At 74.0% G+C, this 13,764-nt stretch carries 13 protein-coding genes; 2 read left to right on the plus strand and 11 right to left on the minus strand.

Features of this window, described 5'->3' with window-relative positions:
- Positions 1 to 408 precede the first annotated feature (408 nt).
- The 9 genes from AB0J21_RS32545 to AB0J21_RS32585 form a co-directional block, all read right to left on the minus strand.
- Positions 409 to 942, minus strand: a complete 534-nt coding sequence (locus AB0J21_RS32545; protein WP_363149758.1) for an amino-acid N-acetyltransferase — start codon at positions 940 to 942, stop codon at positions 409 to 411.
- Between the two features lie 10 nt (positions 943 to 952).
- A complete protein-coding gene (locus tag AB0J21_RS32550; protein ID WP_363149759.1) occupies positions 953 to 1,609 on the minus strand; it encodes a BlaI/MecI/CopY family transcriptional regulator in 657 nt (218 codons plus the stop codon).
- A 169-nt stretch (positions 1,610 to 1,778) separates the two neighbouring features.
- A complete protein-coding gene (locus AB0J21_RS32555) occupies positions 1,779 to 1,973 on the minus strand; it encodes a hypothetical protein (protein ID WP_363149760.1) in 195 nt (64 codons plus the stop codon).
- 19 nt (positions 1,974 to 1,992) lie between these two features.
- Positions 1,993 to 2,589 carry a hypothetical protein gene (locus AB0J21_RS32560; RefSeq protein ID WP_363149793.1) on the minus strand — a complete coding sequence of 199 codons (597 nt, stop codon included), beginning with the start codon at positions 2,587 to 2,589 and terminating at the stop codon, positions 1,993 to 1,995.
- Positions 2,590 to 2,817: 228 nt separating this feature from the next.
- Positions 2,818 to 3,615 (minus strand): type III pantothenate kinase, encoded by a 798-nt coding sequence (locus AB0J21_RS32565; RefSeq protein ID WP_363149761.1) that lies wholly within the window; start codon positions 3,613 to 3,615, stop codon positions 2,818 to 2,820.
- Positions 3,616 to 3,658: 43 nt separating this feature from the next.
- Positions 3,659 to 4,654 carry a carboxylating nicotinate-nucleotide diphosphorylase gene (gene nadC, locus AB0J21_RS32570; RefSeq protein ID WP_363149762.1) on the minus strand — a complete coding sequence of 332 codons (996 nt, stop codon included), beginning with the start codon at positions 4,652 to 4,654 and terminating at the stop codon, positions 3,659 to 3,661.
- 2 nt (positions 4,655 to 4,656) lie between these two features.
- Entirely contained in the window at positions 4,657 to 6,552 is a 1,896-nt protein-coding gene (locus tag AB0J21_RS32575; RefSeq protein WP_363149763.1) for an L-aspartate oxidase, read from the minus strand.
- Positions 6,549 to 7,607, minus strand: a complete 1,059-nt coding sequence (gene panC, locus AB0J21_RS32580; protein WP_363149794.1) for a pantoate--beta-alanine ligase — start codon at positions 7,605 to 7,607, stop codon at positions 6,549 to 6,551. Before panC ends, AB0J21_RS32575 begins: the two co-directional genes overlap by 4 nt.
- A 26-nt stretch (positions 7,608 to 7,633) precedes the next feature.
- Entirely contained in the window at positions 7,634 to 8,554 is a 921-nt protein-coding gene (locus AB0J21_RS32585) for a DUF2520 domain-containing protein (RefSeq protein WP_363149764.1), read from the minus strand.
- 176 nt (positions 8,555 to 8,730) lie between these two features.
- Between AB0J21_RS32585 and AB0J21_RS32590 the strand changes: the two genes are divergently transcribed.
- Positions 8,731 to 10,062 (plus strand): beta-eliminating lyase-related protein, encoded by a 1,332-nt coding sequence (locus tag AB0J21_RS32590; RefSeq protein ID WP_363149765.1) that lies wholly within the window; start codon positions 8,731 to 8,733, stop codon positions 10,060 to 10,062.
- Positions 10,063 to 10,310: 248 nt separating this feature from the next.
- Positions 10,311 to 11,423 carry a DUF5937 family protein gene (locus tag AB0J21_RS32595; protein WP_363149766.1) on the plus strand — a complete coding sequence of 371 codons (1,113 nt, stop codon included), beginning with the start codon at positions 10,311 to 10,313 and terminating at the stop codon, positions 11,421 to 11,423.
- 199 nt (positions 11,424 to 11,622) lie between these two features.
- Here AB0J21_RS32595 and AB0J21_RS32600 read toward each other — a convergent pair whose 3' ends face one another.
- On the minus strand, positions 11,623 to 12,309 hold the full coding sequence (locus AB0J21_RS32600; protein WP_363149768.1) for a response regulator transcription factor: 687 nt from the start codon (positions 12,307 to 12,309) through the stop codon (positions 11,623 to 11,625).
- Between the two features lie 220 nt (positions 12,310 to 12,529).
- Positions 12,530 to 13,732: a sensor histidine kinase gene (locus AB0J21_RS32605; protein ID WP_363149769.1), complete on the minus strand. Its 1,203-nt coding sequence runs from the start codon at positions 13,730 to 13,732 to the stop codon at positions 12,530 to 12,532.
- Positions 13,733 to 13,764 lie beyond the last annotated feature (32 nt).

Raw genomic sequence — 13,764 nt, forward strand, 5'->3', positions numbered from 1 at the left:
GGAAAACACAAACCCTTCGGAGAGAGCGGGGGAGAGACTGGGGAGAGCCTGCGCAGACGAAGAGCCCGGGAAACATGCGCGTTTCGGACATAGGTAGCAGGGGCAGCCTGGGCACGGAAAGGCGGGGGTGATTGACCGATCATCTCCGGCCCCCGAAGTCCCTGCCTTCACCCGGCGAACTCCGTGCGCCCCCGACAAAGACGGCCGCTTGTGGAGTCCGGTAAGTCGGCCGGGGTAGTCGGAGTAGTCGGCCGACTACCCCGGCCGGTAGTCGGCTCTCGTAAGAGAGCGCGCGGGAGACCGCCGGTGACCGCGGCGGAAGCTCGTTGTACGGCGCACCCGCATGTTCCGGCGAGGAGCGCGGATAGTCCGCTTCACGGCTTCAGGGGAACGTGCGCGGTCATCCGGTCAGAGATGCAGAAGCATCCGGCAGTTGCCCAAGGTGTTGGGTTTCACCCGTTCGAGACCGAGGAACTCCGCCACCCCTTCGTCGGGAGAACGCAGAAGTTCGCTGTAGACGTCGGTGTCGACGGGAGTCTCGCCGATCTCCACGAAGCCGTGCTTCGCGAAGAACTCGACTTCGAAGGTCAGGCAGAATACCCGGCGAACGCCGATCCAGCGGGCGGTGTGCAGCAGCTTCTCCAGCAGCAGATGGCCGAGGCCGGCGCCCTTCAGCTCGGTGTTCACCGCGAGAGTCCGCACTTCCGCGAGGTCCTCCCACATCACGTGCAGGGCCCCGCAGCCGACGACCTCCGCGTTGTCGTCGCGTTCCGCGATCCAGAACTCCTGGATGTCCTCGTAAAGCGTCACCGTGGCTTTGTCCAGCAGGATGCCCCGGCGCGCGTAGGCGTCCAGGAGGTCGCGTACGGCGGGAACATCCGCGGTCCGCGCCCGGCGCACGGTGACGGCATTCGGCTTGAGTTCGGACGCGTGAGCTGACATGCGGGGGACGCTATCGCTCTTCCTCGCGCGCGGATGCCGCGGGTTCCACTCGGGGGTCCCGGGGTTCTTCGGACTCGGCCCCGGCTTCTTCGGACTCCGGCCCGGGTTCTTCGGGCTCCGGCCCGGGTTCTTGGGACTCCGGCCGCGGTTCCTCCGGTGGCGGGGCGGGTTCGCCGGGCCCGCCGGGTTCTCCGGGGGCCTCGCCTTCCGGGCCGGTCGCCGAAGGCTCCGCCGTTTCCGCCGTTTCCGGGGTTTCGGGGGTTTTCGGGGTTTCCGGGTCCGGCGTACCGGCCTCCCCCGTTTCCTCGGGTCCCTGCACCATGCGTACGGCGTCCCGGAGCGCCTCGCGCTGTTCCGCGGACATCATGCCGAAGAAGGCGACGAGCGCGGCGGCCTGGTTGTCGCTGCGCGCCCAGTCCTCGTTCATGAGGGCGGCGGCGTACGCGGCACGCGTGGAGACGGCCTCATATCGATAAGCGCGCCCTTCGGCCTCGCGTCGCACCCAGCCCTTCTGGTGGAGATTGTCCAGAACGGTCATCACCGTGGTGTAGGCGATCGAGCGTTCCTGTTGCAGGTCCTCCAGAACTTCCCGGACCGTGACGGGACGGTTCCACTTCCATACGCGGGTCATCACCGCGTCTTCCAGATCTCCCAGGGGGCGGACCACGAAAGCACTCTACGTTGACAAAAGACGTAACCCAACGAATGAACGGCATGGACGACAAGGGCGACAAAAAGGGCGTGCGATCCGGTCGAGGACCGGATCGCACGCCCTTTCGGTACCTGCTGGTGCGGCGGGACGCCGCACGGCGTGGCGGGGAGAGGGGCCGGGCGTCTCAGCCCGCGTCGCCCGCGCGCTGGGCGGGCGGTACGGAGGCCGGCTCGGCCTGCGAACGGACGAGCGCCGCGTCGACCGCGGCGTCCTCCTTGGACTTGTTCGCACCGCCCTGCGACTTCACTATCGTCACGACCAGGCCGATGAAGAACACGGCCATCACCACGGGGGGTACGAGTGCGGAGACGTAGTCCATACGTTTCAGAGTAGCCGCGTCATCCCGCCGCCAGCTTCTGGGGTGGCATGTCCGGTTTCTGCGGGGCCGGGACGGGGCGCCGCTTGGGCGGGAACACCTCGGCCGGAGTGGGCGCGGGACGGCCGGGAGCCTTGGGGGCGGGCTTGCGGACGGGCTCGCTCCCGGACTTCTCGCCCCGGTCGTCGGCGGACTTGCGACCCCCGGGCAGGGCGAGCAGCCGGGTGCGGGCCACGGGCGCGGCGGACTGGCCGACGAGGCCGCCCCGCAGGGAGTGCCCGGCCAGTTCGCGGCAGCGCTCCAGCAGCCGGGCGGCGGCCGGGTCGCCGCGCAGGGCGCGCAGCGCGGCGAGATCGTCGGGGCCCGGCCGGTGACCGGCCCCCAGGGCCTCCTCCAGGAGCGGCAGGTACCCGGCGGCGCTGCCGGGCAGGGCGGCGCGGTAGCGGCCGAGATCGGCCACGAGGAAGGCGCGCAGCCGGGCCACCTCCTCGACCGCCTCGTCGACCGCCCGGGCCAGCCGTAGACAGTCGCGGACGTCTTCTTCACGGGCGGGGCCCGGCAGCAGGGCGAGGGCGAGGGCACGACGCAGCACACGCAGCTCGTCTGCGCCGAACACCATGCCGCCGCGGGAGGATCCGTATGGCGTGGGCATGAGCCGACGATACGCACAAAGCGGACAAAAGTCGGGTTATTGGGGCGGCGGGGCGGGGTCCCTCGGAGCGGGGGGCGGCGGGGCGCCCGTGAGTACGCGGTGCGACGCGGTAGTAGCGGTCGCGTCCCGCGCGGGGCCCTCGGCCCGGTCGCGCGGGACGCGCTCCTCAGCGGGCGGACGACGTCCGCGGGGACGTCACCTGCGGGAGACGTTGCGCTCGTAGACGAGGCGCAGGCCGATGAGGGTGAGCCACGGTTCGTGCTCGTCGATGACGGTCGCCTCGCCCAGGACCATGGGGGCGAGGCCACCGGTCGCGATGACCGTGACGTCCTCCGGTTCGGCGGCCAGCTCGCGTTTCATGCGCTGCACCACCCCGTCGACCTGCCCGGCGAACCCGTAGAGGATGCCGGACTGCATGGCCTCCACGGTGTTCTTGCCGATCACGCTGCGCGGTCTGGCCAGCTCGATCTTGCGCAGCTGGGCGCCGCGCACGCCGAGCGCCTCGACCGAGATCTCGATGCCGGGTGCGATCACGCCGCCGGTGTACTCGCCGCGCGCCGAGACCGCGTCGAAGGTCGTGGCGGTGCCGAAGTCCACGACGATCGCCGGGCCGCCGTACAGCTCGACGGCGGCGACCGCGTTGATGATGCGGTCGGCGCCGACCTCCTTGGGGTGGTCCATGAGGATCGGCACGCCCGTCTTGATGCCGGGCTCGACGAGGACGGCGGGGACGTCCCCGTAGTAGCGGCGGGTGACCTCGCGCAGCTCGTGCAGGACGGAGGGGACGGTCGAGCAGACCGCTATGCCGTCGATGCCCTCGCCCAGTTCCACGCCGAGCAGCGGGTGCATGCCCATGAGGCCCTGGAGCAGCACGGCGAGTTCGTCGGCGGTGCGCCGGGGGTCGGTGGAGATGCGCCAGTGCTCGACGATCTCCTCCCCGTCGAAGAGCCCGAGGACGGTGTGCGTGTTCCCGACGTCGATCGTCAGCAGCATCGGGGGCTCCTTCCCGCGCGGGGCGCCCTGTCCGAGGCCGCCATCAGGCCGTGGCCTCGCGCAGGTCGAGGCCGATGTCGAGGATGGGCGCGGAGTGGGTCAGGGCGCCCACCGCGAGGTAGTCGACGCCGGTGTCGGCGTAGGCCCGCGCGTTCTCCAGGGTCAGCCGGCCCGAGGACTCCAGCAGCGCCCGGCCCGCGTTGAGCGTGACGGCCTCCTCGGTCTCGGCGGGGGTGAGGTTGTCGAGCAGGACGAGGTCGGCGCCCGCGTCCAGGACCTCGCGCAGCTGGTGGAGGGTGTCCACCTCGACCTCGACGGCGAGGCCGGGGAACATCTCGCGCACCGCCTTGAACGCCTGCGCGACGCCGCCGGCCGCGACGACGTGGTTGTCCTTCACGAGCGCCGCGTCCGACAGGGACATGCGGTGGTTGACGCCGCCGCCGCAGCGCACCGCGTACTTCTCCAGGGCGCGCAGGCCCGGCGTCGTCTTGCGGGTGTCGCGGACCTTCGCGTCGGTGCCCTCCAGGGCGTCGGCCCACGCGCGGGTCGCGGTCGCGATGCCGGAGAGGCGGCACAGCAGGTTGAGCGCGCCGCGTTCGGCGGTCAGCAGGTCGCGGATGCGGGTCGTGACGCTCAGCAGCTTCTGCCCGGCGTGCACCGCGTCCCCGTCGGACACGTGCCGCTCGACCTCGAACTCCTCGGAGGCGACGAGCGAGATGACGGCCTCGGCGATGTGTAGTCCGGCGACCACGCCGTTCTCGCGCGCGGTGAAGTCGGCCGTGGCCACGGCGTCCTCGGGGACGGTCGCGGCGGAGGTGACGTCCTCGCCGCCGTCGAGGTCCTCGGCGATGGTGAGGTACGCGATGTCCTCGACCAGGACCGGGTCGAGTCCGGCCTCGGTGAGCAGTTCGGCGAGCGCGGGGTCGAGGCCGCTCTCGGCCGGGTCGTCGTCCGGCCCCTCGTGGCCGCACGCGCAGCCGTCGCCGCAGCCTCCTGCGGAGACGAGGGGGAGTTCGGAAGGTTCGGGCGTACTGCTCACGGTCAGTGCTCCTGGGGACGGGCGCTCGGGGTCGGCAGGGCGGGCAGGGTCGGCGGCAGCGCGGCCGTGCCGGTGGTGTGCACCGCCAGGCCGTGATCCGCGTTCAGGGTGACGACGATATGCCGCCGCCAGTCGGTGTCGTCCCGCCCGGCGTGGTCCTCGCGCCAGTGGCAGCCGCGCGTCTCCTCGCGCCGCAGGGCGGCGGCGGTCAGGACCCTGGCCACGGTCAGCAGGTTCGTCGCCTGCCAGCTGTCGACGCCCGGCTCGGCCTGTTTGCCCTCGGCGGCCCCCAGGGCGAGACCTTCGAGGCGTTCGGCGGCGGTGTGCAGGGAGGCGGCGGAGCGCAGCACGCCGACGCCCTCGGTCATGATCCGCTGGACGGCGAACCGGGACTCGGCGGGCTGGAGGGTCTCGGAGACGAAGTTCTCGGCGACCGCGGGGGGCGCGGCGGCCTCGGGGGCACGGCCCGCTCCGGTTCCGGTGCCCGTGGCGAGGTCGGCCAGGGCCAGGTCGGCGAGCGCGGCGTCGGGGACGGCGGCCTCGGCGAGGGCGCGGCTCGCCTCGGCGGGGGGCGCGTCCGCGGCGTCCGCGGCGCCTGCGGGGTTCGCGGCGCCTGCGGCGAAGCGCTCGGCGAGGTGCCCGGCGATGCGCTCCGCGTAGACGAGCCCTTCGAGGAGGGAGTTGGAGGCGAGCCGGTTCGCGCCGTGCACCCCGGTGCAGGCGACCTCCCCGCACGCGTACAGGCCCGGGACGGTCGTCCTGCCGTGCAGGTCGGTGCGTACGCCCCCGGAGGCGTAGTGCGCGGCGGGCGCGACCGGGATCGGCTCGGTGACGGGGTCGATGCCGTGCGCGTGGCACGCGGCGAGGATCGTCGGGAAGCGGTTGTGCCACATCTCGGCGCCGAAGTGCCGGGCGTCGAGGTACATGTGGTCGACGCCCTGCTCCAGCATGCGGCGCGTGATGCCCTTGGCGACGACGTCGCGGGGGGCGAGTTCGGCGAGTTCGTGCTGGCCGGTCATGAAGCGCACGCCGTCCGCGTCGACGAGGTGGGCGCCCTCGCCGCGTACCGCCTCGGAGACGAGCGGTTGCTGCCCCTCGGCGTCGGCGCCCAGGAACAGCACGGTCGGGTGGAACTGCACGAACTCCAGGTCGCTGACCTCGGCGCCGGCCCGCAGCGCGAGCGCGACCCCGTCGCCGGTGGACACCGAGGGGTTGGTGGTCGCGGCGAAGATCTGGCCCATTCCGCCGGTCGCGAGGACCACGGCGGGCGCGCGGACGGCGCCCACCCCGTCGTGCTGGCCCTCGCCCATGACGTGCAGGGTGACGCCGGCCGTACGGCCCTCGGCGTCCTTGAGGAGGTCGAGCACGAGGGCGTTCTCGACGGTGCGCACGCCCTGTTCGCGGACGGCGGCGACGAGGGCGCGGGAGACCTCGGCGCCCGTCGCGTCACCACCCGCGTGGGCGATGCGGCTGCGGTGGTGGCCACCCTCCCGGGTGAGGGCGATCTCCTCGCCGCCGGGCGCGGTGTCGAAGCGGGCGCCGGTGTCGATGAGCCGCCGTACGGCGCCGGGGCCCTCGGTGACCAGGACACGCACGGCCTCCTCGTCGCACAGTCCGACGCCCGCGACGAGGGTGTCGTCGAGGTGCTGTTCGGGGGTGTCGCCCTCGCCGAGGGCGGCCGCTATGCCGCCCTGCGCCCAGCGGGTCGAGCCGTCGTCCAGCCGGGCCTTGGTGACGACGACGGTGCGCAGCCCCGCGGCGCGGCAGCGCAGCGCGACGGTGAGCCCGGCGACGCCGGAGCCGACGACCACGACGTCGGCCTCGTGTTCCCAGCCGGGCGGGGCGGCGGGCAGCCGTATCGCGGTGTGGGGCGGGCGGGGGGTGGACGGGCCGGTCATACGGCGCCTCCGGGGTGTTGGACGGGGTGGGCGCGAGGGGTGTCGAAGGTCAGCGGGAGGTTGTCGATCAGGCGGGTCGCGCCGACCTTCGCGGCGACGGCGAGCACCGCCTCCCCCCGGAAGTCCTCGGTGATCTCGGTGAAGTCGGACGGGTCGACGAGCGCGAGGTAGTCGAGGACGACGGGTGGGCTCAGCCGCGCCGCCTCCTCCAGGACCTGGCGGGCGGCCGACCTGACCTCCTCAGGACCGGCGGCGACCGCGCGGGCCACGGCGTGCGCGTCGGCGGCGGCCCGGGACTCGCCGAGCGCGTCGAGGGCGAGGGCGCGGCCGGGGCCCGCCGGGGCCCAGGCGGCCCGGTGGTGCAGCGCGTTCTGCGCGGCGAGCCGGTCGCGGCCCGCGAAAAGGGCGCGGGAGAGCGCCACGGCGCTGCGCCGCTCGGCGGGCGACAGGTAGCGGTTGCGGCTGGAGCGGGCGAGGCCGTCGGGCTCCCGCGCGGTGGGGACGGCGACGATGTCGATGCCGAAGGCGAGGTCGCGCACCATGCGGCGGACCAGGGCCAGCTGCTGGGCGTCCTTCTGCCCGAAGAAGGCCAGGTCGGGGCGGGTGAGGTGGAACATCTTGCCGACGACCGTGAGCATGCCGTCGAAGTGCCCGGGCCGGGTGGCGCCTTCGAGCCGCTCTCCCATGGGGCCCGCGCCGATCCTGACCTGGGGGGCGCCGCCGGGGTAGACCTCCTCGGCCGAGGGGGCGAGGACGGCGTCGGCCCCGGCCTCCTGGGCGAGGACGACGTCGGAGTCGAGGGTGCGCGGGTAGCGGTCGAGGTCCTCGCCTGCGCCGAACTGGAGCGGGTTGACGAAGACGGTGAGGACGACCTGACCGTGTTCGCCGACGTGTTCCCTGGCGGCGCGGACGAGGCTCGCGTGGCCTTCGTGCAGCGCGCCCATCGTCATGACGAGGGCGCGGCGCCCGGCGGGCCGCTCCAGGGCGTGCAGCGCCTCGGCGGTGTGGACGAGGGCGAAGGGGCGCGTGCCGCCGCCGACGGGCTGCCGCTCCAGGTCGGCCCGGGGGCCGGGGTCCGGGGTCACTGGGTGCCTCCCGTGGTTTCGTCGGCGAGTACGTCGAGAAGGTCCTCGGCGAGTTCGGCCTTGAGCAGCCCGTGGTCGAGGGCGCGGTCGGCGGTGGCGCGGGCCATGGCGACGTACCCGGCGACGGTCTGCGGGGCGTGCCGGCGCAGTTCGGCGATGTGGGCGGCGACGGTGCCCGCGTCGCCGCGCGAGACGGGCCCGGTCAGGGCGCTGTCGCCGGAGCGCAGGACGTTGTCGAGGGTCGCGCCGAGCAGCGGGCCGAGCATCCGGTCGGGCGCGGACACCCCGGCCGCGCGCAACAGGTCCATGGACTGGGCGACGAGGGTGACGAGGTGGTTGGAGCCGAGGGCCAGGGCCGCGTGGTAGAGCGGACGGGCCCGCTCCTCGATCCACTCGGGCTCGCCGCCCATCTCGATGACGAGCGCCTGGGCCGCGAGCCGCAGCTCCTCGGGGGCGGTCACGCCGAAGGAGCAGCCGGCCAGGCGCTGCACGTCGACGGCGGTGCCGGTGAAGGTCATGACGGGGTGCAGCGCGAGCGGCAGCGCCCCCGCCCGCAGCGCGGGGTCGAGGACGCTCGTGCCGTAGCGGCCCGAGGTGTGCACGAGGAGCTGGCCGGGGCGCACGGCGCCGGTGTCCACGAGCCCTTCGACCAGGCCGGGCAGCGCGTCGTCCGGGACCGTGAGGAGGACCAGGTCGGCTTTGGCCAGCACCTCCTCCGGCGTGACGAGGGGGACCTCGGGCAGCAGCGCGGCGGCGCGGCGGCGGGACGCCTCCGAGACGCCGGAGACGGCGACCGGCCGGTGCCCGGCGAGGGCGAGGGACGCGGCGAGGGCGGGACCGACGCGGCCGGCGCCGACGACGCCGACGGTGAGGCGCGCGGGGCGGTCCTTGGGGTCGGGGGGGTGGGGTGTGTTCACGCGACGGGCCTTCCGTTCCAGTCCGCTCGGGGTACCGGACGATTTCTCGTCATGCTAACGCTAATGGTTCGGGACGCGCGGTCCGCTGTCCACAGGCTGTGCGCAGCTGTGTGCTGATCCGCTTGTCACAACAAAGCTGTGGACGGCCGGGAGGTGGGTTTTGCCATGATCGACACATGAATCGGGACACGAACGACAGCACCGGACACGACCCGTCCGGAAACGAGGGGGCAGCCGTGCTGAACAGTGACGACGGCACCGCGGCGAGCGCGGAGGCGGGGCCGGCACGTGTGGACGCGCGGGCCGTGGACGAGGCGGCCGTCGAGGCGGAGAGCCCGGCCGACGAGGCCGCGGACGGGGACGCCGAAGGCGCGGAGGAGCGGGCTCAGCGGCGGCGGCAGGCCGCGTTCGCCGGTGCGCGGCGGCAGCCGGCCGGGCAGGGGATGCGGTCGACGGTCGGTGAGCGGATCGCGGAGCTGGCCGAGCTGGCGGGTTCCGTGACGGATCTCGACGAGCCCGCCGACATCTACGGCAACGGAGTGGTGGCCCGGCTGGAGGAGCGGGTCGCCGAACTCCTGGGAACGGAGGCCGCGGCCTTCTTCCCGAGCGGCACGATGGCGCAGCAGGTCGCGCTGCGCTGCTGGGCCGGGCGCACCGGCAACCCCGCCGTGGCCCTGCACCCGCTGGCCCATCCCGAGCTGCACGAGCGCGACGCCCTCCGCGAGGTGAGCGGCCTGCGCACGGTGCATCCGACGCACGCGCCCCGGCTGCCCACCGCCGAGGAGGTGCGGGGGCTGGGTGAGCCCTTCGGCACACTCATGCTCGAACTGCCTCTGCGCGACGCCGGGTTCACCCTGCCGACGTGGGAGGAGCTGGTGGAGGTGGTGGAGGCGGCCCGGGAGCGGGACGCCGTCGTGCACTTCGACGGGGCCCGGCTGTGGGAGACGACCACGCACTTCGGGCGGAGCCTGCGGGAGATCGCGGCGCTCGCGGACAGCGTGTACGTGTCCTTCTACAAGTCGCTCGACGGGTTCGGCGGGGCGGCCCTGGCGGGCCCACGGCAGCTCGTCGACGAGGCGGTCACCTGGCGCCACCGGTACGGCGGCCAGATCTTTCAGCAGTTCCCGACGGCCGTCTCCGCGCTGATCGGCCTGGACCGGGAGCTGCCGAGGCTCCCCTCGTACGTCGAGAAGGCCCGCTTCTTCGCGGCGGCGCTGGGCGAGGGGTTCGCGGCGGCGGGCGTCCCGTGGTCCCGCGTGCACCCGGAGGTGCCGCACATCCATCAGTTCCAGGTGTGGCTGCCGTATCCGGCGCAGGCGCTGACCGAGGCGGCGGTGCGGCAGGCCGAGGAGACCGGCACGGCGCTGTTCCAGCGCTGGTTCGAGCCGGGCCTGCCCGGCCTGTCGATGACGGAGTTCACGGTGTCCTCGACGGGCCTGGACTGGTCGCGGGCCGAGATCGACGAGGCGCTGCGGGGGTTCCTCGCGCGGATCACGGTCGGCGGCTGAGGCGGGCGGGGCGGGGACGTCGGCGGGGTCCGCGCAGGGCGGACCACAGAGGGCGCCAGAAGGGGTGGGCGCCCCAGACCGGAGGGGGAGGTGTGCCGTGACGCAGTTCACGGGCGGTGGCGACGAGGTGGTCCTGGGTGAGGCTCATGCGGGCCGGCCTGGATCGGGACCCCGGCCGTGGTCGCGCGGATTGACGGGAGCCGTCAATCCGCGGCGGCCCGCGATCCGCGCTGGGGCACCATGGACGGGTGAGCGTGACGATCGACATCGCGGGCCTTCCGCACGAACGGGTCAGAGTCCAGCCCTCCCCGCTGAGCGAGCTGGGGATGGCGCTGCACGCGCTCACCGAACCGGCCCACCACCCGCACCTGTCGGGCTGGGCCGCGGCCACGGCGAGCGCCCTGGAACCGCACCTGGCCGACCGGCTGGCCGAGGCGGACTTCCTGTGGGGCTCCACGTTCTCGGACGTGTTCCTGCCCTTCGCCGGCCTCCCCGCGGCGGCCGCCGCCGGGCCGGGGCGGACGGTCGGCGAGGACCTGGACCTGCTGGACCGGCTCAGCGACGAGGTCTTCGTGGCCGCCGCGCTGGAGTTCACCTGCGATCCCTCGTACGGGCTGCCGGTACCGAGCCCGCTGTCCGACGCGGCGAGCCGGGACCGGGCGCTGGAGCAGGCGGCGGCGCGCGGCCCCCGGCAGACGCACTTCACGGAACGGGTGCTCGCCGCTCCGGAGGCGACGCGGTCCTGGTTGCGGCGGCTCGTGGAGGAGTGCGACGAGGCGTTCTTCGCGGACACCTGGCGGCGGGTGGGCCCGGAACTGGCGGCCGACGCGCGGCACAAGGCGGAGCTGCTGCGGCGCAAGGGGCTCGCGGCGGCCCTGCACGAGGCCTCCCCGGCGATCTCCCTGGACGAGGCGGCGGGCCGGATCACCGTCGACAAGCTGGTGACGGGCCGGACCTCGGCGTTGGCGGACCGGGGGCTGACGCTGGTGCCCACCCGGCTGGGCTCCCCGCACCTCATGGTCCTGCACCGGTACGGCTGGCAGCCCGTCGTGCACTACCCGCTGCCCGGCCCGGGACCGGCGGCTCCGGCCCCGGTCGCGGACCTGACCCGGCGGATGGAGGCGCTCGCCCACCCGGTGCGGATGCGGCTGTGCCGGCTGCTGGCACGCGGCGAGTACACGACGGGCGAACTGGCCGACGCGCACGGCATGACGGCCCCGGAGATCTCCCGGCACCTGTCCGTCCTGAAGAAGGCGGGCCTGGTCAGCACGCGCCGCCGGGGCCGTTATGTGCTGCACCGGCTGGATCTGGCGCTGGTCGCCCGGATCGGCACCGACTTCATCGAGGGCGTCCTGCGCTGACGGAGCGGCCGGACCGATCGGGGCAGACGGACCGGGCAGAACGGGCGGAGCGATCGGGGCGGACGGACCGGACGGGGCAAACGGACCGCACGGCGCGGACGGACCGCACGGGGCGGACGGACCCGACGGAGCGGCCTCAGCGGGCACCGGCCGGGCTTCGGTGGCGCCGCCACTCCGCCGGAGCGGGCCCGTCGCGGCCCTACGCCCCGCCGCCGCCCGCGCGCACGATCCCCGTCTCGTACGCGAGGACGACGACCTGGACGCGGTCGCGCAGGCCGAGCTTGGTGAGGATGCGGCCGACGTGGGTCTTCACGGTGGCCTCCGACAGGGTGAGGCGCGCGGCGATCTCCCCGTTCGACATGCCCTGGGCGACCAGGACCATGACCTCGCGTTCCCGGCCGGTGAGCCGTTCCAGGGCGTGGTGGCCGGGCTGGGCGGCGCCCGGCAGCATCGGGGCGAAGCGGTCGAGGAGCCGGCGGGTCGTGGAGGGGGCGACGACGGCGTCGCCGCTGTGCACGGCACGGATCGCGGACAGCAGCTCGCCGGGCGGCACGTCCTTCAGCATGAAGCCGCTGGCCCCGGCCTTGAGCCCGGAGAAGGCGTACTCGTCGAGGTCGAAGGTCGTGAGGATGAGGACCTTCGGCGGTGTCGCGCGCTCGTGGATGCGGCGGGTCGTCTCCACCCCGTCGAGGCGCGGCATCCGCACGTCCATGAGGACGACGTCGACGGGCACCCGGTCGAGTTCGGCCAGGGCCTGCACGCCGTCGCCCGCCTCGGCGACCACCTCCATGTCCGGCTGGGCGGCGAGCACCATCCGGAAACCGGCACGCAGCAGCGCCTGGTCGTCGACGAGCATCACTCGGATCGCTTCGGGGGTGGCCGGCATGAGGAGTCAGGTCCCTTCGGGGGTGGTGAGGCGGTCCGTGGTGCGGGGGTTCGGTGGTTCGAGGGCGGCGGTGGGGCCGGGCCGCGGGTGGCCGGGCGGTCCGGCCGCGAAGGTACGTGGTGGCCGCACCGCGCGCGCCCTGGTCCCCGCCACGCCGGGCCGGTTCCCCGACGCACAGGCCCCGTCCCCCGCCGCACCGGCCCCGGGCCGCGGGCCGGGTTCAGTGTGCCCCCTTGAGCGGGAGCAGGGCGCTGATACGGAAGCCTCCTCCCGGGCGTGGCCCGGCGTCCAGGGTGCCGCCCACCATGCCGACGCGTTCCCGCATGCCGATGAGTCCGTGCCCGGCGCCGTCGGCTCCCCCGTCCTCGTACAGCTCGTGCGGGGCGCCCCGCCCGTCGTCCTCGATGAGCAGGCCCAGCCCGTCGTCGAAGTAGACGAGGCGGACCCGGGCCCCCGCTTCGGGCCCGCCGTGCTTGCGGGTGTTGGTCAGGGCCTCCTGCACGATGCGGTACGCGGTCAGCTCGACGCCGCTGGGCAGTTGCCTCGCGGTGCCCTCGACGCTGAAGTCCACGGGCAGTCCGGTCCCGCGCACCTGCTCGATCAGCTCGTCCATCTGTCCCACGTCGGGCTGCGGCACGTACTCGCCGCCCTCCTCGTGCTCCCCCGTGCGCAGCACGCCCAGCAGCCTGCGCATCTCGGCGAGGGCCTGGCGGCCGGTGCCGGAGATGGTCTCCAGGGCGGCCCTGGTCTGCTCGGGCGAGGCGTCGAGGACGTAGGCGGCGCCGTCGGCCTGCACGACCATGACGGACACGTTGTGGGCGACGACGTCGTGGAGTTCCCGGGCGATCCGGGCGCGTTCGGCGGCGACCGCGACCTTCGACTGGGCCTCGCGTTCCCGCTCAAGACGCGCCGCCCGCTCCTCCAGTTGCGCGAAGTAGGCGCGGCGGGTGCGCAGCGAGTCGCCGAGCACCCAGGCGAGGACGAAGGGCACCACCATGATGCCGGTGAAGAAGAGCCACTGGGAGGTGCCGTGGATGTCGGGGGGCCACCTGAGCTGGGCCAGCGGCGCGGCGAACAGCCCTCCGACGAGGGCGAAGCGGGAGGCCCAGCGCGGCCCCTCGGCGGCGGCGGTGCAGATCGCGACGAGCAGCGCGAAGTCGGCGGGCAGCACCTGCACGTCGAAGGCGAGCTGGGCGACCCCGGCGAAGGCGGCGAGCAGCAGCACGTGCCCGGTGGCCCGGCGCCGCAGCGTGACGACGACGCCGAGCAGCAGCAGGACCGGGAAGACGGCCACCTGCGCGACCGCACTCCGCTGGTGCCAGGTCTGCGCGATGCCCGGCGCGGACAGCCCGAGGAGGAGCACGGCGAGGATGCCGTCGACCCACGTCGGGTGTCTGCGGACGAAGTCGTAGAGACGCTGCACGTCACCCAGCGTAGGCAGGAGGAAAGGCGGCG

Source organism: Streptomyces sp. NPDC049954 (assembly GCF_040656295.1).
Lineage (GTDB): Bacteria > Actinomycetota > Actinomycetes > Streptomycetales > Streptomycetaceae > Streptomyces.